The following is a 16,924-nucleotide window of genomic DNA, read 5'->3' as shown; positions in this document are numbered from 1 at the left end:
TGTTCCCTGTGGTCATGGCGCAGACGTCGATGTTCGAGACGGTCAATGCTACCCCAACGGTACGGTACCGCCGCAGTTTCAGCAGGGTCGACAGGGGTACTATGGCTACGACGACTACGAACGCCGCCCCAGACGCCGCTATTATTGAGAAGCCGCGCCAGCGGTGAACTGGCGGGCCTCGGCTTCAGCTCTTCGTATCAGCGCCCTTCAGCGCATTCCACGCGGCTTGGTTCGCTTGATCGAACGCCTTCCGGGATTCGGCGAGCGCGGCGCTCAGGACTGACCAGGATTCGCTGCCGGCCTGCTTCAGCCTCTGCAGACGTGCTTCCGCTTCGGACGCGTCCGATTTCATCTGCTTGAGTGCGGCATCGACGTCGGCGGTGCGCGCCGTAGTCACTTTGCCCGCGGCCTCGCGGAATTTGTCCGCCGCTTCGCGCCAGGCCTTGGCCTGTGCCGCCGCAACGTCCTTGAACGTGGCCTGCTGCTGCTCGAGCTGTTTGCCAGCGTCTTCGAAGAAGGTCTTCATTTGGGCTTCGAATCCAGCCCATTGCTTTTCGAGATCTGTCTTGGCACTAGCCCAAGCGGCTTCGCCCGCCTCCGCCTGGGTCTTGAGCTGCGCCTGAAACTCATCGCGACGCTTCTTCAGGTCGGACAGGAATTGATCAGTCTTGACCTTGGATTCAGCCTTGGCCTGGCCGGCCTTGACCTCGAAGGAAGCCAATGCGGCATCCATTTCGTCGATCCGCTCCTTGGCCCAGTTGAGGTAAAAATGCATGCTGCTCTGCTGTGACATGGCCGCCTCCGTTGACTTGCGAGGTCAGAATTCCAGAGCTCGGGCTGGCCCGTATTGACCTGTCTCAATGACCTTGTGGTCTGCATTCGGCGCTCTCCGCCTTCGAGATGTCGTTCGCTCAGCTTCAGGAACTTGGTCCCGTCCGGTCTGTTGTTCGAACTCTCGACCACATGGAGAGCATGCTTGGAAGTACCATCATCGGAGAATTCGACCACGCGTCGTGGTGCCGAGCTTGCGGTTGAGCACGTCATGCAGGGATGCGGCAACGGCCTTTGCGCTCCGAACCGCGATCGTGGGAACCCCTTGAGCATCCAAGGTGTTTAGATGCGAATGCGAATTGCGAGGTCCACCTGCTTCAGAGTTCATCGATCCTGATCCCCGGCGACACCGTCTGGCGGCGGTGCGAAGCGCGGCGTGTGGCGGTTCTGAACGATGCTGCCGCTTATTTCGCGGCCCTGCGGGAGACGCTGCTGGAGGCGCAAGATCTCGTCTATATCGTCGGGTGGGACATTCACAGTGAAACCCGGCTGGTCGGAGCTTCCGGACGCACGGATGACGGCTTGCCTGAGGAGCTTGGTCCATTCCTGCGCGCGCTGGTCCAGCGACGTCCCGGCTTGCGCGTCAACATTCTCGTCTGGGACTTTGTCTCGTTTTACGCCTCGGAACGGGAATGGAATTCGGCTGCGAAATTCACCGCCGGCACGGACGGCCGCGTGCGGTTTCATCTGGACGCCACGCTGCCGTTCGGTTCGGCCCAGCACCAGAAGATCGTCTGTATCGATGGCTTGCTGGCGTTCGTCGGCGGGCTGGATCTGACGATCAGGCGGTGGGACACGAGTGATCATCGCGCCGATCTCGCCATGCGCTGCGACCCCCAGCGCAAGCCATACCCGCCGTTTCATGATGTTCAGTGCCTGGTCGACGGGGATGCCGCGGCAGATCTGTTCGACCTCGTGGAGCAGCGCTGGCGTGCAGCCGGTCAACCGGTGGACGTACTGCACGCAGCGGAGGGCAGCGCTTGGCCGGCGAACGTGCCGGTCGAGGCCGAGGACTTGCCGGTCGGTATCGCCAGGACCGAGGTGGTCTGTCCGGCAGGTTCGACCATCAGGGAAGTCGAACGCTCCTTCATTGCGGCGATCCGGTCGGCGACCAGCTTCGTGTACATCGAAAATCAGTTCACCAGCGCGACCAGGATGGCGCGCGAACTGGCGGAGCAGATGCGCCGCGTGCCGTCGCTCCGAGCCCTGATCGTCGCTCCGAAACTGCATTCCTCGTGGCTGGAATCCCAGGCCATGCAAAACGGCCGCGGTGCCTTCATCGACTGCTTCAGCGAGGCCGGCGTGGCCGATCGCATCCGCTTCGTCTACCCGGTCTCGCGCAGCGGGAATAAGGAAGCCGCCGTGATGGTGCACAGCAAGCTCATGATCGTCGATAACAGGATTTTGCGGATCGGTTCGGCCAACCTGAACAACCGGTCGATGGGCGCGGACAGCGAATGTGACTTGATCTTTGAAGCCGCGACCGAGGAGCATCGGGATTTCATCACATCGGTCCGCCGTCGCCTGATCGCCCATTTCTGCGATCTCGATGAGCACGCGATCACAACAAACGAGCATCGACTGTTCGCTCTGCTGGGCGAGCTGTCAAAAGCGCGTGGCGCCAAGGCGTTGCGGAAAGTCGAGTCTTCGGCTCTAACCAGTACGCTGGCCACCTTGGTTCAGCCCGTGGCGGACCCTGAGCTGCCTCTTCATCTGGAGCGCGCGGCATCTCGCATGTGGAGAACGAAGACCTTAATCGGGATCGCCTCGATCGTCGTGGCGCTTCTTGGGCTGGCGCTGGCCTGGTCGTACACATCCTTGAGCGGTTTCGCCGATGAGAGCCGCATTTCGACGCTCCTATCTGCCTATTCGCAATCCATCTGGGGACCATTGTTCGCGATCGCAGCTTTTGTCGTCGGCGGGCTGGTCGTGTTTCCGATTCTCGTCCTCATCGCCGCAACTGCGGCCGCACTCGGGCCATGGCTAGGTTTCTTCACGGCAATGGCTGGCGCCTTGCTCAGCGCCCTTGTCCTTTTCTCAATCGGACGGGTACTCGGTCGAGAGCGCCTCCAGCATCTGCTTGGACGACGCGCAGCGCGCATCCAGGAACGCATTGTCGGTAGAGGTATTCTGGCCGTCGTCGTCATCAGGATGATTCCCGTCGCGCCATATTCGATCGTGAATGTCGTGGCCGGTGCGAGCACGCTGCCGCTTCGCGACTTCATGGTTGGAACGCTGCTGGGTATCACGCCCGGGATTCTCGCCATGGCCGTTCTGGGAGCTCAGATCGCGGATCTGGCCAGGAATGCGTCCTGGAGCAACGTTTTGCTGCTCGCACTGGCGTTTCTGGGCTGGCTCGGGTTCTGCGCGGGCGCGCAATTCCTCGCGACCTGGCTCGCCGGGAGGCGCTGATGGCGCCGATGCGCTTCATGACATGGAATGTGCACGGCACGTTCAGTCTCAATCCGAAGTTCGATCTGGAGGGTGTTTGCTCCATCATTCGCAAATGGTCGCCGGATGTCGTCGCGCTTCAGGAGGTGGATTCCCGATCCCGGTCAGACGATCCGTTTGGGAAGCTCGCGCGTGTGGTCGGCGATCATCGCGTCCACGCCAAGTCGATCGTCACGGAGGATGGTGATTACGGTCAGATGCTCCTGAGCCGCTTTCCGTTCTCCGGTGTGCCTGACATCGTCGACGTGTCGTATCGGGAGCGGGAGCCACGCCGAGCGATTGCCACGGGATTGCTGACGCCTTTTGGCGACGTCCGCGTGGTCGCCACTCATCTCGGCCTGAGTATCCACGAGCGTTATGCGCAGGCTCAGGCCCTGGTGAGCCTGGTGAAGCCTGGAAGAACTGTCGTCCTCGGCGATTTCAACGACTGGTTCTGGGTGAAATCGGTGCGGCGCGTGCTGGCGCAGGCCTGCCCCAACCGTACGCGGCTGCGAACCTTCCCGGCACGCTTACCCTTGCTTCGGCTCGACCGGATCTATGCAACGCGCGATAGCCGGTTCGGGAAAGTCTGGACCGACGACGAGGCGAGGGCCTATTCGGACCATTTGCCTGTGATCGCGGACATCGAGATCTGATTTGCCGGCGCGCCCGTTTCATTTCTCCTCTCGCCGTGGCCCAAAAAGGGGAACCCGGTCAGACGATGTTCCGAGGGATGAACGGGCTCTTGCGCCCTTGAAAAAGCGTTGCGGCAGCAGGACTTATCTGCTGTGCATGGGGTTGTTTTCGCAAATCTTCATGGATGGGCCTATGCCCTTCAACGGGACCATACGGAACTTCTGCCTTGCCGCCGCGTTCATTCGGCATGACTGAAGACCTTTCCTTTCGACGCAAACCCCTGACCCCCGAACAGCGCCAGGCGCGCGATGCGGCGCGCCGGATCGAGGCCGAGAAGGCCATGCGCGACCATGAAGCAGCGCAGAAGGCGTTTTACGCCAACAAGGAACGGCTGAGGGCCGAGCGCCTGGCGCGTGAAGCGGCGGCGCCGAAGGGCTGAGCGGACGCGCGCTTGCTGCCCAATCCTTGAATCTTTTCTCCTTTCTCCCGGCGGCCTTTTTGGCCGCTTGTGTCGCTTGGACACTCAGGGCCAGCTCAGCGTCAGGACGGCCTCTGCCAAGGCCCGCGGCGCGACGCTTCGGCCGCGCTGCGACAAACGTCGGCGACCTTCAGCAGTTCGTTTCTACGCATCGCCGGCCTGGCCGGGTTGATTGGCGTGGGGCTGGTGCGTCCCGTGCACCCGCGTGCATCGGCAGGCTTGACGGCGTTCGGCTTCCGGGAGGAAGCTTCAAATGATCCTGACCTGAAGCACGGAGACCTTCGCTCCCAGCAAGTCCGATCCTCATCAGCGAACCAGAATGGAGCTGACCATGACCACGTTCGACAAGCGCGAGCAGGGCTTTGAAGCCAAATTCGCTCACGACGAGGAGTTCATGTTCAAGGCCACCGCGCGGTCCAACAAGCTGCTCGGGCTGTGGGCCGCAGGCCAGCTCGGGCTCAGCGGGGATGCCGCCGCAGGCTACGCGACCGCGCTGGTGACGGACCACCTGGAGAGCCGGACGATCGACGATATCGTCGGCAAGGTGTCAGGCGATCTCGCAGACAAGGGCGTCGCGCGCGAGCAGGTCGCGCAGAAGCTTCAGGAGTATATGCACCAGGCCGTTCAGCAGCTCCAAGCAGAATCCTGAGCGTGTGCAACTGGCGCTCACAGCTCCATGTGGACGATTTCGATGGGCTCGCCGCCCAGGCCGTGAGAGAATTGCCCTCTGCCCGTGCTTCTGAATCCGTATCTTCGGTAGAAGGTCTCGGCGTTGATTGTGGCTTCAAGACGGATCGGTCCGTCATGGCCGAGCCGCGCCTGGGCGACGCCGATCTCGAGCAGCCGCTGACCGAGCCCGGAGCCGGCCGCTTCGGGCAGCACGAAAAGGCGGGTGACCTCGCCGGGCTCCGCATCGACAAAGCCGACGACGATCCCGTTGCGAAGGCCGACGGTCATTCGTCCCTTGGCGATGAGATCCTCGTAGAACCGGGGTGTCCGTTCGCCCATCCAGTTCTCGATCTGAGCCTGCGAATAGCACCCACGCGACAAACCCGCGATCGAGGCTTTGGTGATGTTGAACACCGTTTCCGCATCGTCACGACGGGCGGTCCTGAAAGACACCTCGCTATCGGCTGACATGAAACCTCTCAGGGCAGGTGGCGGGTTGCAGGCTGCGCGGGCGGTCCTCACTCCACACGTTTGCGCATCCCGGACTCACTGAGCTTGTCGACATAGGCAATGCCGATCGCCGAGACCACGAAGGTGAGGTGGATCAGCACCTGCCACATCACGCCGGTTTCGGTGAAGCCGGCGCGGTTGGAGCCGAGATTGCCGGCCTCGATGAAGGTGCGGAGCAGCGCGATCGAGGAGATGCCGATGATGGCCATCGCGAGCTTGATCTTCAGGACGCTCGCATTGACGTGGCCGAGCCATTCCGGCTCGTCTGGATGGCCCTGGAGGTCGAGCCGCGAGACGAACGTCTCGTAGCCGCCGACGATGACCATCACGAGCAGGTTGGAGATCATCACGACGTCGATCAGCGCCAGCACGCTCATCATGATCTGCTGCTCGGTGAGGTCGAGGGCGTGCCAGGAGAGGTCCCAGAGCTCCTTGAGGAACAGCGCGATGTAGACGCATTGCGCCACGATCAGCCCGAGATAGAGCGGTAGTTGCAGCCAGCGCGAGCCGAAGATGATCGTCGCCAACAGGCCGAGCTGCGGCGAAGGCGGGCGGGGGCCAGTTTTGGGTTCAGGCTCAACCGACATTCAGGCTGCAATCTCGCATGGGAGGATCTCGCCGTCATGCACCCCGACGAGATGGCCGGCGTAAGACGCGACGCGCCGGTGCCGCCTTCCATGGACAGTGCTGTTTCGTGCTACCTTGCCGATCGGCCGCCGGGTGACGGCCGGCGAGCTGGAGGTGGGGAGTGTCTCGGAGCGGCCTTGGCAAGTGGTCCGGCGCAGTCGCGTGCGCGGGCGCCATGCTGGTTGGTGCAGGCGGCGCCGAGGTCTCGGCGACGCCGCTGACGCCGTTTCGCTACGAGGCGCAGGCGCAGCGTCATTGCCCGCATGACAGGGTGGTCTGGCTCGACTTCAGGAAGGGCGTCTACTACCGCAAGGGTCAGAAGCGCTATGGCCAGGGATTTGACGGCAGCTTCGTCTGCCTGAGCGAGGCGCGCGGCGGCTTCTATCGCCGCTCACTGCTGGGTCTGCGCTGAGCGGCAAGTGATCCAGGCTTGCCGACGCGCCGGCTATTTCTGCGCCGGCAGCTTGATCGGCACGTGCTGGCAGGTGCTGACGATCCGGGGACTTCCATCCGGATAGGTGCGGTCGCCGCGGATCAGGGATTCCAGGACCAGGAAGAATTTCTCGGCAAGCATCTGCGTCACCCTCGTTGGTGATGGCTCTCCCAATTGGTCGAGGCGCCGAACGCAGAAATTCAATCAACTGAATGGGAGCGGGACAGTGGCGCTTGCCGCGCCGCGGTGCAGCGATGTCGTAGATCGGGAAGCAAGGCCCTCAGGCAAATGCCAGGGCCACGAGGCTCGAGCAGAGCAGCACCAGGCCGCCCGCGGTCAATGCCAGGAAACCATCGGATACGAGGTCATGGTTGCGCATGGGACACCTGCTGCTCTCGTCTACGATGCTCGGTCGGATCCATCAAAATCGTCCGAACGGGCCGCCTTGAAGGAGGTGACGCTTACCGCCCGCGCGAGTGCCCTTCAGGCCCTCGTGCGGTAACCTTCGAACGCATGGGCCAGGAAGATCCCCGCGCTTACCAGACCCATCAGTGCCGAAACCGTCTCGATCATCGTTAAATTCCAATCCGCCCCTGCCAGCCGAGAAAACGCGTGCGGCCTTGCACAGTCAAAAGAATTTCGGTGAGCGCCGCGACAATGGGGGTGGGGTGAGGATTTGGCGCAACAGCTTGTCCAGCGGTGGCACAGAGCAGGGCGCCCAGGTTCCGTAAATCCAGCGGGAGAAGCGAACCTGCCGTTTACCATGCCGGCGTGATCGCTGTGGGCTCCCCATTTCCGCCGTGTTCGGGTTGCGTTATCCTTACTACTTCCGATGCGGTGGTGGGCCGCCTTGGAATCACAGGACCGGATAGCGCCCTCCGTTGCCAAAGCGGGTTGGGCACGCCTCCGGCGGAATGGTATTTTGGGGCGCATGGGGATCCGACGGTCAGATTCGGTTTTGCGGGCCGCGCGTGGTGTTGCGGCGGTCGCGACCTGCCTCGCGCTCGCCAATTGCGCCTCGTCCAACAAATTCGCCAGCCGCGTCGATCCGAAATACGGCGTGTCCTCGAGCCCCCGGGTGGTGGCCTGGGGCGAACCGGTCCCGAAGGGCGGCGGCACCTACCGTGTCGGCAAGCCCTATGTCGTGGCGGGCCGGACCTACGTGCCGGAGGAGGACGTCAACTACCGCGCCGAGGGCATGGCGTCCTGGTACGGCGATGATTTCCACGGCCGCTTGACCGCCAACGGCGAAGTGTTCGACATGACCTCGCTGACCGCGGCGCATCCGACCCTGCCGATGCCGTCCTATGCCCGGGTGACCAATATCTCGAACGGCAAGTCGCTGATCGTCCGCGTCAATGACCGCGGGCCCTATCACGGCAATCGCCTCATCGACGTCTCGAACAAGGCTGCCGAACTCCTTGAATTCAAAGGCAATGGTGTCGCCAAGGTCCGCGTCGAATATGTCGGCCGGGCGCCGCTTGAAGGCTCCGACGACCGCCAGCTGATGGCCACTTTGCGCACCGGCGTTCCGGCACCGTCGCCCTCGATGGTCCGTGTCGCTTCAGCAAAGCCGTTCGTGCCGGAGCTGCCGTCATCGAGCCGCGGCTCCATCCGCGGCGAGGTCCCGATGCCGGAAGGACGCCCCTACAATCTCGGCAACACCTCGGCCGACATGGCATCGCTCAATGCGACCTCGGAAATGTCGGCCTCGAGCCGCGGCCGGGGCCGGCCGCTCCAGAACGCCCGCGCGGTGTCCTATGACGAGGACCGCCGCTACCTCGCCGAGGGCGCGCCCTCATCGGATGGCGCCGCCGAGGCGCGCAACATCCTGAGCGGCCGCGGGCTCTACTGAGCCGCGCTCGCCGTCAGGAATTTCACCAGCGCCGCGTTCACCTCATGGGGCCGCTCCTGCTGCACCCAATGGCCGGCGCCCTCGAGGATCAGCCTGCCCTTGAGATTGGGCAGCACCCGCTCGAGTTCGTTGACGCGCTTTGCGCCGATGAGGCCGGTGATCACCGCGTCTTTTGAGCCTGCGATGAAGAGGGAAGGCTGGTGGATCTGTGCGTCCTGCCAGGGCGCGGTCAGCTCCCAGTTGCGGTCGATGTTGCGGTACCAGTTCAGCCCGCCGCGGAAGCCGGACTTGCGGAAGGCTTCGGTGAAATAGGCCAGATCAGTCTCGCTGAGCCAGCCGGGCAGCGGCTGCTCGGCGCCCGCATGGCCGAGAAAGCCCTTGTCCTCCTGCACGAACATGGCCGCGGTGGGATCGGCGAGGCCACGTCCGCCGAGCACGATGCGCATGGTGCGGGCGACGTCGCGCTCAAGCTCGGCCTCGGCGACGCCCGGTGTTTGGAAATACTGCCAATAGAAATTGGTCACGCCACCCTGGCGCAACAAATCGAGCGGCCTGCCGCGCCCGCGGAACGGTGGCGGCACGCTGAGGCCCGCGACCGCAGTGAAGATGTCGGGCCGGAACAGTGCCGCGTGCCAGGCGACCGGCGCGCCCCAATCGTGGCCGACCACCATCGCCCTGGTCTCGCCGAGTGCCTGGACGAGGCCGACCACGTCACCGACCGTGTCGAAGATCGAATAGGCTGCAGCATCGGGCGGCGCTGAGCTTTGGCCGTAGCCGCGCATGTCGGGCGCGACGACGTGAAAACCGGCCTCGGCGAGCGCGGGGATCTGGTGGCGCCAGGAGTAGGACAGTTCCGGCCAGCCATGGCACAGCACCACCAGCGGTCCCTGGCCGGCTTCGCGGACGAACAGCTCGACCCCGTTGGCCTTGATCATGCGGGTTGAGGACATTCGCTTTTCCGCCTTGTTTCAGGGGTTTGCTCGGGAAATATGAGATGCCACGATAGGGGCGCGAGGAGAATCGTGCAATCTCACGGGCAAGCATCCAACCGCGTGTTGTTCGCATCTGTTCCAGCTGTTAGAACGCCTCCCTCAGGGCTTCGCCATGGCATTTCGTCTTCCTTTGCTTCGTCGCAACCGGCTCACCGCCGGCACGCTGGCGCGCGGGCTGATCGCTGCGGCCCTGGTGGCGGGGATCGGCTGGGGCGGGGCGCTCTATGCCGCCAACCAGAGCGTCCAGGGCGCCAAGAAAGCGGAAGAGACCGGCTTCGATGGCGATGCCCCGACTGCGATCCTGATCGAAGCCTCCAGCGGCAGCGTGCTGTTCGAGAAGAACGCCGACGAGCTGCGCGCGCCCTCGAGCATGATGAAGCTGATGACCGCGGAGGTCGTCTTCGATGCCATCAAGAAGGGCGACATCAAGCTGACGGACGAGTACCGGATCAGCGAGAACGCCTGGCGCCGGGGCGGTGCGCCCTCGGGCGGCTCGACCATGTTCGCGGCCATCAACAGCAAGGTCTCGGTCGACGATCTCCTGCACGGCGCGATCATCCAGAGCGGCAATGACGCCTGCATCGCGCTTGCCGAGGCCATGGCGGGCAATGAGCGGATCTTTGCGGCCGACTTCATGACCAAGCGCGCACGCGAACTCGGTCTCACCAGATCGACCTTCGCCAATTCCAACGGCTTGCCCGACCCCGGCAACAAGATGACGGTGCGCGAGCTCGGCATGCTCGCCCGTCATATCATTCTCGACTTTCCCGACTTCTACAAACTGTTCGGCGAGAAGGAGTTCACCTGGAACAAGATCCGCCAGTTCAACCGCAATCCGCTGCTCAATTCGATGGAAGGCGCTGACGGTCTCAAGACCGGCTACACCAAGGAAGGCGGCTATGGCATGGTGGGCTCGGCCGTGCAGAACGGCACGCGGCTGATCGTCGTCGTCAATGGCCTCGAAGACCCCGAGGATCGCGCCACGGAAGCCAAGAAGATGCTGGAATGGGGCTTCCGCAATTTCGAGACCCGCATCCTGTTCGCGGCGGAGCAGCCGGTCGGTTACGCCAAGGTGTTCGGCGGCGAGAGCCGCTCGGTCAAGCTCGTCGCCAGGACGCCGGTGAAGGTGATGGTGCACAAGAACGGCAGCGACAAGTTGATTGCGCGCATCGTCTATAGCGGTCCGGTGCGCGCGCCGATCGAGGCCGGCCAGCGGGTCGGCGTGGTCAGGGTCTGGCGCAGCGGCAACATCGCGGTCGAGACGCCGGTCTATGCGGCGGAAGCGATCGGAACCGGTTCGACCATGCGCCGCGCGATCGACGGTGCCAGCGAGCTCGTGATCGGCATGTTCCGCGCAGGCGCCGAGAAGCTCTGATCATGAGTGAGAGTGCGGTACAACGGCCGTCCGGACGTGGACGCTTCATCACCTTTGAAGGCGGCGAGGGCGCGGGCAAGTCGACCCAGATCAAGAAGCTCGCTGACCGCCTCAAGGCGGCAAAGCTGCGCATCCGGGTCACGCGTGAGCCGGGCGGCTCGCCAGGCGCTGAGATCATGCGTCACCTGGTGCTGTCGGGTATGGGCAAGCTGCTCGGCCCTGAGGCGGAGACGCTGCTTTTTGCCGCCGCGCGCGATGACCATGTCCGCACCGTGATCCTGCCTGCGCTCAACCAGGGCACCTGGGTGCTCTGCGACCGCTTCGCCGACTCGACTCGGGCCTATCAGGGCAGCCTCGGCCGCGTTCCCGAGGGCCTGATCAACGCCATGCAAAGGGTCACGATCGGCGATCTCAAGCCTGATCTCACCATCATCCTCGATTTGCCGGTCGAGATTGGCCTGCAACGCGCTGCCGCGCGCCGCGGCAGCGGCACGCCTGACAGGTTCGAGGCCGAGAAGCTCAGCTTCCACGAGGGCCTCCGCGAAGCCTATCGCAAGATCGCGGCGGACGAGCCCGCGCGCTGTGTGCTGATCGACGCCAATTCCGATCCTGACACGGTCGCAGCCCGAATCTGGACGGCGCTGCGCGATCGTCTTCTTCCCACGCCGGCTTCGGTGATTTCGGCATGAGCCCGCGTCAGGCCGAACGCGAAACCGCCATTCCCCATCCGCGTGAGACATCGCGGCTGTTCGGCCATCGAGAGGCCGAGGCCGCGCTGCTGGCGGCCTATCGCAGCGGGCGCATTCCACATGCCTGGCTGATCGGCGGGCCGCAAGGCATCGGCAAGGCAACGCTGGCCTACCGCATGGCGCGCTTCGTGCTCGCTCATTCTCAGCCGCTCGCGTCCGCCGTGCAGCGCGCCGAGAGCCTTGCGATCGAGCCTGACGACGCGGTCGCGCGGCAGGTGGCCGCCGGCTCGCATGGTGGCCTGCTGGCGCTGGAGCGAACCGCCAATGATCGCGGCGTGATGCGCACCGTGATCACTGTGGACGAGACGCGCGAGACGATTGCGTTCTTCGGCTCGACCGCGGCAGCCGAAGGCTGGCGCGTCTGCATCGTCGACACCGTCGACGAGCTCAATCCAAACGCGGCCAATGCGCTTCTGAAGATCCTCGAGGAGCCGCCCCAGCAATCGCTATTCCTTCTGGTGAGCCACGCGCCCGCGCGTGTGCTCGCCACGATCCAGTCACGCTGCCGCAAGCTGCGCCTGCGGCCGCTCGCCACGGATGACGTGATCGCGGCCACAGCTTCGGCGGCCGAGCTCGATCCGAACGATCCCGCGCTGCGCGAGGCGGCCGAGGCCTCCGAGGGAAGCGTCGCACGGGCGCTGACGCTGCTCGGCGGCGACGCCCTGAAACTTCAGCAGCGTACGGCAGCGCTGCTCGCGCGCCTGCCGCAGGTCGATCCGCGCGAATTGCACACGCTCGGCGATTCGCTCGGCACCAGCGACCGCGTCGCGCTTGCCGCCTTCATCGACGGCATCGACCGCTGGATCGCGGAGCGGCTGCATGCGGATGAGGCCAATGCCAACCAGAACCTGCCGCGCCTTGCGCGCCTAGCTGAGGTATGGGAAAAGATCGTCCGCGCCGCGCGCGACACCGAAACCTACAATCTGGAGCGCAAGCCCTTGGTCTTCTCGGTGTTCGGCTGGCTGGCGGACGCAACGCGCTAGAGCATGATCCGGAAAAGTGTGGAGCGGTTTTCCGAAAGATCATGCGCAAAACAACAACCTAACGCAGGTTCGTTTCCAGATTTCGGACAGGCCGGTAAAGGAATTCGTGGTGGCAACGCGAGCTAAGAAGACCGTCAAAGGCAAGAGCAGCAAGAAGAAGGCTGCCAAGAAGGCCGTAAAGAAAGCCGCCGGGAAGGCCGTGAAGGCGCGCGCGGCCAAAGCCGCCAAAAAGACCAAGAAGTCCAAGAAGGCCGCCGCCAGGAAGGGCGTGACGAAGAGCGCTGCAAAGACGACGAAGAAGGCCGGCAAAAAGGCCGCGAAGGGGCAGGTCGTCGCCAAGAAGGCTTCGAAGAAATCTGCTGTCAACAAGCCGGCCAAGGCTTCGGCAAAGGCTCCGGCGAAGAAGGTTGTGAAGAAGGCGGCTGCACCTGCCGTGACCGCCGCGCCGTCTCCTGTCGTCACGCCGCCGAGGGCTGTGACGCCCAAGGTATCGAAACCCAAGAGCCCGCGTGCGCCGAAGCCGGTCGCTGCACCTGCCGTGACTGCCGCGCCCGTTACCGCCCCCGCGCGCGACAACGTCTTCTACATCACGACCGCGATCGCCTATCCCAATGGCAGCCCGCATATCGGTCACGCCTATGAGGCGATCGCGACCGACGCGCTGGCGCGCTTTGCGCGGCTCGACGGCAAGGATGTGTTCTTCCTGACCGGCACCGACGAGCACGGTCAGAAAATGGTTCAGACCGCGGCCGGGGAGGGCATGTCCGCCGCCGCGCTCGCGACCCGCAATGCCGGCCGCTTCAAGGAGATGGACGAGCGTCTGAACGTGTCGTTCGACCGCTTCATCCGCACCACCGAGGAGCAGCATCACCGCTCCAGCCAGGAGATCTGGCGGCGCATGGAAGCGAACGGCGACATCTATGCCGACACCTATTCGGGCTGGTACTCGGTCCGTGACGAGGCCTATTACGCCGAGGATGAGACGCGCGTGAACGACGACGGCGTGCGCTTGGGCCCGCAGGGTACGCCGGTCGAATGGGTCGAGGAGAAGAGCTATTTCTTCCGCCTGTCGGCGTACCAGGACAGGCTGCTCAAGCTCTACGCGGACCACCCTGATTTCATAGGTCCGGACTCCCGCAAGAACGAGGTGGTGAGCTTCGTCAGGGGCGGCTTGCGCGATCTCTCGATCTCGCGCACCACCTTCGATTGGGGCGTGAAGGTGCCCGGCGACGAAGGACACGTGATGTATGTCTGGGTCGACGCGTTGACCAACTACATCACCGGCGTCGGCTTTCCCGATGAGAGCGACAGGAACTGGCGCTACTGGCCGGCGGACGTGCACATCATCGGCAAGGACATCATCCGCTTCCATGCGGTGTATTGGCCGGCCTTCCTCCTGTCGGCCGGAATCCGGCTGCCGAGGCGGGTCTATGCCCACGGCTTCCTGTTCAGCAGGGGCGAGAAGATGTCGAAGTCGGTCGGCAACGTCGTCGATCCCTTCAATCTCGCCGACCAGTACGGCGTCGACCAGATGCGCTATTTCTTCCTGCGCGAGGTGCCGTTCGGCCAAGACGGCAACTACAATCACGAGGCCATCGTGGCGCGCATCAATGCCGATCTCGCCAACGACCTCGGCAACCTCGCGCAGCGCTCGCTCTCGATGATCGCCAAGCAGTTCGGCGGCGTGCTGCCCGAGCCCGGCGACTTCAGCGACAACGACAAGGCGATTCTGGCAATGGCCGACGGCATGATCGCTGCGTCGCGCGAGGCCATGGCGACGCAGCAGATCCATCAATGGCTCAACGCGGTCTGGGCCGTGGTCGCGGAGGCCAACCGCTATTTCGCGGGCGAGGCGCCGTGGGCGCTCGCGAAGACGGATCCTGCCCGGCAGAAGACGGTGCTCTACGTCACCGCCGAAGTCGTGCGCCAGATCGCGATCCTGGCTCAGCCCGCGATGCCGACCGCCTTAGCCAAGCTGCTCGACAGCCTCGGCATCCCCGAGACCGAGCGCGGTTTTGCCATGCTCGGCGGTGCCAGGCGCATCGCGCCCGGTTCGACGCTGCCCGCGCCGACGCCGGCGTTCCCGCGCTACGTCGAGCCGGCGGCCTGAAGGCGCTCGCGTGATGCTGGTCGACAGCCACTGCCACTTGGATTTTCCGGACTTTGCGGAAGATCTCGACGGGATCGTGTCGCGGGCGCGGGCGGCCGGCATCACGCGCATGGTCACAATCTCGACGCGGGTGCGCCGGCTGAAGGATCTGCTCGCGATCGCCGAACGCTATGACGACGTCTATTGCTCGGTCGGCACCCATCCGCACAACGCGGACGAGGAGGACGGCATCGCGCCGGACGAGTTGATCGCGCTGACGCAGCATCCCAAAGTCGTCGCGCTCGGCGAAGCCGGGCTCGATTATTTCTACGACAACGGCTCGCCGGAAGCGCAGGCGAGGGGCTTTCGCGCTCACATCGCCGCCGCCCGCGCCACCGGCCTGCCGCTGGTGATCCACACCCGCGAAGCCGACGAGGACTGCGCACGCATTCTGGAAGACGAGGTGGCAAAGGGATCGTTTCGCGCCGTGCTGCATTGTTATACGGGCGGACGCGAACTGGCACTGAAGGCGGTGTCGCTCGGCCTCTATATCGGCTTCACGGGAATCCTGACCTTCAAGAAATCAGAAGCCTTGCGCGCGCTTGCGGCCGAGCTGCCATCGGACCGTATTCTGGTTGAAACGGACTCGCCTTATCTTGCGCCCGGCAAGTTTCGAGGCAAGCGCAACGAGCCGGCCTACGTCGTCGAGGTGGCAAAAGTGCTCGCCGAGACACGCGGCGTGTCGTTTGACGAGATCTCGCGCCAGACAAGCGAAAACTTCTTCCGCCTGTTCTCGAAGGTGAGAGCTTGAGACTGGGGGCCACATGACGTTGACGCTGACGATCCTGGGCTGCGGCTCCTCTGCCGGCGTGCCGCGCCCGGCGCTCGGCTGGGGCGCCTGCGATCCCAACAATCCAAAGAACCGCCGTCGCCGCTGTTCGCTGCTGGTCGAACGGACGTCCGAGCACGGCACGACACGCATCGTGATCGACACCTCGCCGGATCTGCGCGAGCAGTTGCTCTCGACCAATGTCGATCACATCGACGCAGTGTTCCTGACGCACGAGCACGCCGACCAGACCCACGGCATGGACGATCTACGCTCAGTCGTCATGCACATGCGCCGTCGTATCCCGACCTACTTCAACCAGTCGACCGCCAAGGACATCCTGTCGCGATTCTCCTATTGCTTCATCTCGCCGGAGGGCAGCGACTACCCGCCGATCCTGACTCGGCATTCGATCGAGGCGGGCGAGAGCCAGACCATCCTGGGTAAGGGCGGCGCCGTGACGATGACAGCCTTCCTGGTGCAGCACGGCAACATTCCCGCGCTCGGCTATCGCATCGGCGATGCCGCCTACACGCCCGACCTCAACGACATCCCGCGCGAGAGCTGGGGCGCACTGGAAAATCTTGACCTCTGGATCGTCGATGGCCTGCGCTACACCAGCCATGTCAGCCATTTCAGCATCAACGACGCGCTGTCCTGGATCGAGCGGTTCAAGCCGAAGCGCGCGGTCATCACCAACATGAGCCGGCCGGCATAGACCTTGCTTGCGTTTGCCCCATCATGTTGATCTAACGTCTGAAAGACAGGCGCTGGGCAGGGCGATATTCAAACGGAACCGGCACTACCCAAGTGCAATCGGTCGGTCGAATCGCCTCGTGTGAGGATGGGGATCGCGTTGGCAGAGGACGATGTGGCGGCTCAAGGACCGGTGCGACGCGCTCTGGACCTGCTTTATCTCGGCGCGGGCTACGCCGCGGGCGTCTTCCTGGTCGCGATCTTCGCAATCATGATGGCCATGTCGGTCGGGCGCCAATTTGCGATCAACATTCCCGCCGGCGACGATTTCGCGTCCTGGTGCATGGCCGCGATGGCTTTCCTCGGTCTCGCGCACACCTTCAAGCGCGGAGAGATGATCCGCGTCGGCCTGCTGCTGGAGCGTCTGCACGGGCGGACCAAGCAGATCGCCGAGATCACGGCGCTCGGTATCGCCACCGCCTTCATCCTCTATTTCACCCGCTATGCCGTGCAGATGACCTACGATTCCTGGCGCTTCAACGATGTGGCGCAGGGCGTCGTCGCGCTGCCGCTCTGGATTCCGCAGCTCGGCTTTGCCGGCGGCCTTGCGATCCTGTCGATCGCGCTCATCGATGAGATGGTCAATGTCGTCGGCGGCGGCCGCCCAAGCTACGAGAAGGGCTCGCCGGATGAGACGCCGGACGAATTCATCGAGCGCATCTCGCAGGGCGGCGGAGGTTGA

General features: G+C 64.0%; 17 protein-coding genes and 1 pseudogene. 13 read left to right on the top strand and 5 right to left on the bottom strand.

Features of this window, described 5'->3' with window-relative positions; all coding sequences use genetic code 11:
* Window positions 1-184 precede the first annotated feature (184 nt).
* Window positions 185-793, bottom strand: a complete 609-nt coding sequence (locus tag H1B27_RS12740; RefSeq protein ID WP_197966289.1) for a sll1863 family stress response protein — start codon at window positions 791-793, stop codon at window positions 185-187.
* A gap of 416 nt (window positions 794-1,209) precedes the next feature.
* Between H1B27_RS12740 and H1B27_RS12735 the strand changes: the two genes are divergently transcribed.
* From H1B27_RS12735 to H1B27_RS12720, 4 genes are all read left to right on the top strand, one after another.
* The gene (locus H1B27_RS12735) at window positions 1,210-3,243 is read left to right on the top strand and encodes a VTT domain-containing protein (RefSeq protein ID WP_197966288.1); all 2,034 of its coding nucleotides are present in this window, start codon (window positions 1,210-1,212) and stop codon (window positions 3,241-3,243) included.
* Entirely contained in the window at window positions 3,243-3,917 is a 675-nt protein-coding gene (locus H1B27_RS12730; RefSeq protein WP_061881642.1) for an endonuclease/exonuclease/phosphatase family protein, read from the top strand. Before H1B27_RS12735 ends, H1B27_RS12730 begins: the two co-directional genes overlap by 1 nt.
* Window positions 3,918-4,144: 227 nt before the next feature.
* A complete protein-coding gene (locus tag H1B27_RS12725) occupies window positions 4,145-4,336 on the top strand; it encodes a hypothetical protein (protein WP_061881641.1) in 192 nt (63 codons plus the stop codon).
* 370 nt (window positions 4,337-4,706) lie between these two features.
* Window positions 4,707-5,024, top strand: coding sequence for a DUF1476 domain-containing protein (locus tag H1B27_RS12720; RefSeq protein WP_061881851.1), 318 nt, complete (start codon window positions 4,707-4,709; stop codon window positions 5,022-5,024).
* A gap of 17 nt (window positions 5,025-5,041) precedes the next feature.
* On the opposite strand, the gene H1B27_RS12715 is transcribed toward H1B27_RS12720, so the two are convergent.
* Both H1B27_RS12715 and H1B27_RS12710 read right to left on the bottom strand, forming a co-directional pair.
* Window positions 5,042-5,515 carry a GNAT family N-acetyltransferase gene (locus tag H1B27_RS12715; RefSeq protein WP_197966287.1) on the bottom strand — a complete coding sequence of 158 codons (474 nt, stop codon included), beginning with the start codon at window positions 5,513-5,515 and terminating at the stop codon, window positions 5,042-5,044.
* A gap of 47 nt (window positions 5,516-5,562) precedes the next feature.
* Window positions 5,563-6,141: a TIGR00645 family protein gene (locus H1B27_RS12710; RefSeq protein ID WP_061881639.1), complete on the bottom strand. Its 579-nt coding sequence runs from the start codon at window positions 6,139-6,141 to the stop codon at window positions 5,563-5,565.
* A 215-nt stretch (window positions 6,142-6,356) separates the two neighbouring features.
* Between H1B27_RS12710 and H1B27_RS12705 the strand changes: the two genes are divergently transcribed.
* Window positions 6,357-6,593 carry a hypothetical protein gene (locus H1B27_RS12705; RefSeq protein ID WP_210343316.1) on the top strand — a complete coding sequence of 79 codons (237 nt, stop codon included), beginning with the start codon at window positions 6,357-6,359 and terminating at the stop codon, window positions 6,591-6,593.
* Between the two features lie 33 nt (window positions 6,594-6,626).
* Here H1B27_RS12705 and H1B27_RS40785 read toward each other — a convergent pair whose 3' ends face one another.
* Window positions 6,627-6,755 (bottom strand): hypothetical protein, encoded by a 129-nt coding sequence (locus H1B27_RS40785; protein ID WP_283808240.1) that lies wholly within the window; start codon window positions 6,753-6,755, stop codon window positions 6,627-6,629.
* A 790-nt stretch (window positions 6,756-7,545) separates the two neighbouring features.
* Here H1B27_RS40785 and H1B27_RS12700 point away from each other — a divergent pair.
* The gene (locus H1B27_RS12700; RefSeq protein ID WP_061881637.1) at window positions 7,546-8,469 is read left to right on the top strand and encodes a septal ring lytic transglycosylase RlpA family protein; all 924 of its coding nucleotides are present in this window, start codon (window positions 7,546-7,548) and stop codon (window positions 8,467-8,469) included.
* Here the strand turns inward: H1B27_RS12700 and H1B27_RS12695 are convergent.
* Window positions 8,463-9,419: an alpha/beta fold hydrolase gene (locus tag H1B27_RS12695; protein WP_061881636.1), complete on the bottom strand. Its 957-nt coding sequence runs from the start codon at window positions 9,417-9,419 to the stop codon at window positions 8,463-8,465. The genes H1B27_RS12700 and H1B27_RS12695 overlap by 7 nt on opposite strands.
* 154 nt (window positions 9,420-9,573) lie before the next feature.
* Here H1B27_RS12695 and H1B27_RS12690 point away from each other — a divergent pair, with 154 nt between their 5' ends.
* The 7 genes and pseudogenes from H1B27_RS12690 (at window position 9,574) to H1B27_RS12660 (ending at window position 16,924) form a co-directional block, all read left to right on the top strand.
* Complete coding sequence (locus H1B27_RS12690; protein WP_197966285.1) at window positions 9,574-10,836, top strand: D-alanyl-D-alanine carboxypeptidase family protein; 1,263 nt, start codon at window positions 9,574-9,576, stop codon at window positions 10,834-10,836.
* 2 nt (window positions 10,837-10,838) lie between these two features.
* Window positions 10,839-11,525 carry a dTMP kinase gene (tmk, locus tag H1B27_RS12685; protein ID WP_131868692.1) on the top strand — a complete coding sequence of 229 codons (687 nt, stop codon included), beginning with the start codon at window positions 10,839-10,841 and terminating at the stop codon, window positions 11,523-11,525.
* Complete coding sequence (locus H1B27_RS12680; protein ID WP_197966284.1) at window positions 11,522-12,568, top strand: DNA polymerase III subunit delta'; 1,047 nt, start codon at window positions 11,522-11,524, stop codon at window positions 12,566-12,568. The genes tmk and H1B27_RS12680 overlap by 4 nt, the downstream gene beginning before the upstream one ends.
* Before the next feature lie 109 nt (window positions 12,569-12,677).
* Window positions 12,678-14,678 carry a methionine--tRNA ligase gene (gene metG, locus H1B27_RS12675; protein WP_197966283.1) on the top strand — a complete coding sequence of 667 codons (2,001 nt, stop codon included), beginning with the start codon at window positions 12,678-12,680 and terminating at the stop codon, window positions 14,676-14,678.
* Window positions 14,679-14,691: 13 nt separating this feature from the next.
* On the top strand, window positions 14,692-15,468 hold the full coding sequence (locus tag H1B27_RS12670; RefSeq protein WP_197966282.1) for a TatD family hydrolase: 777 nt from the start codon (window positions 14,692-14,694) through the stop codon (window positions 15,466-15,468).
* Between the two features lie 13 nt (window positions 15,469-15,481).
* Window positions 15,482-16,192, top strand: a pseudogene (locus H1B27_RS12665) (MBL fold metallo-hydrolase); the annotation flags it as partial.
* A 138-nt stretch (window positions 16,193-16,330) separates the two neighbouring features.
* Window positions 16,331-16,924, top strand: a complete 594-nt coding sequence (locus tag H1B27_RS12660) for a TRAP transporter small permease (protein ID WP_197966281.1) — start codon at window positions 16,331-16,333, stop codon at window positions 16,922-16,924.

It is taken from the genome of Bradyrhizobium diversitatis, assembly GCF_016031635.1.
GTDB lineage: Bacteria > Pseudomonadota > Alphaproteobacteria > Rhizobiales > Xanthobacteraceae > Bradyrhizobium > Bradyrhizobium diversitatis.
The sequence above is the reverse complement of the archived record's forward strand: the minus strand, read 5'-3'. Positions and strand labels throughout refer to the sequence as shown.

Coding starts and splice junctions, on each gene's coding strand:
- H1B27_RS12710 (WP_061881639.1), bottom strand. CDS start 6,141: ATGTCGGTTGAGCCTGAACCCAAAACTGGCCCCCGCCCGCCTTCGCCG.
- H1B27_RS12725 (WP_061881641.1), top strand. CDS start 4,145: ATGACTGAAGACCTTTCCTTTCGACGCAAACCCCTGACCCCCGAACAG.
- H1B27_RS12730 (WP_061881642.1), top strand. CDS start 3,243: ATGGCGCCGATGCGCTTCATGACATGGAATGTGCACGGCACGTTCAGT.
- H1B27_RS12700 (WP_061881637.1), top strand. CDS start 7,546: ATGGGGATCCGACGGTCAGATTCGGTTTTGCGGGCCGCGCGTGGTGTT.
- H1B27_RS12680 (WP_197966284.1), top strand. CDS start 11,522: ATGAGCCCGCGTCAGGCCGAACGCGAAACCGCCATTCCCCATCCGCGT.
- H1B27_RS12705 (WP_210343316.1), top strand. CDS start 6,357: ATGCTGGTTGGTGCAGGCGGCGCCGAGGTCTCGGCGACGCCGCTGACG.
- H1B27_RS40785 (WP_283808240.1), bottom strand. CDS start 6,755: ATGCTTGCCGAGAAATTCTTCCTGGTCCTGGAATCCCTGATCCGCGGC.
- H1B27_RS12660 (WP_197966281.1), top strand. CDS start 16,331: ATGGGGATCGCGTTGGCAGAGGACGATGTGGCGGCTCAAGGACCGGTG.
- H1B27_RS12670 (WP_197966282.1), top strand. CDS start 14,692: ATGCTGGTCGACAGCCACTGCCACTTGGATTTTCCGGACTTTGCGGAA.
- H1B27_RS12690 (WP_197966285.1), top strand. CDS start 9,574: ATGGCATTTCGTCTTCCTTTGCTTCGTCGCAACCGGCTCACCGCCGGC.
- H1B27_RS12715 (WP_197966287.1), bottom strand. CDS start 5,515: ATGTCAGCCGATAGCGAGGTGTCTTTCAGGACCGCCCGTCGTGACGAT.
- H1B27_RS12720 (WP_061881851.1), top strand. CDS start 4,707: ATGACCACGTTCGACAAGCGCGAGCAGGGCTTTGAAGCCAAATTCGCT.
- tmk (WP_131868692.1), top strand. CDS start 10,839: ATGAGTGAGAGTGCGGTACAACGGCCGTCCGGACGTGGACGCTTCATC.
- H1B27_RS12695 (WP_061881636.1), bottom strand. CDS start 9,419: ATGTCCTCAACCCGCATGATCAAGGCCAACGGGGTCGAGCTGTTCGTC.
- H1B27_RS12740 (WP_197966289.1), bottom strand. CDS start 793: ATGTCACAGCAGAGCAGCATGCATTTTTACCTCAACTGGGCCAAGGAG.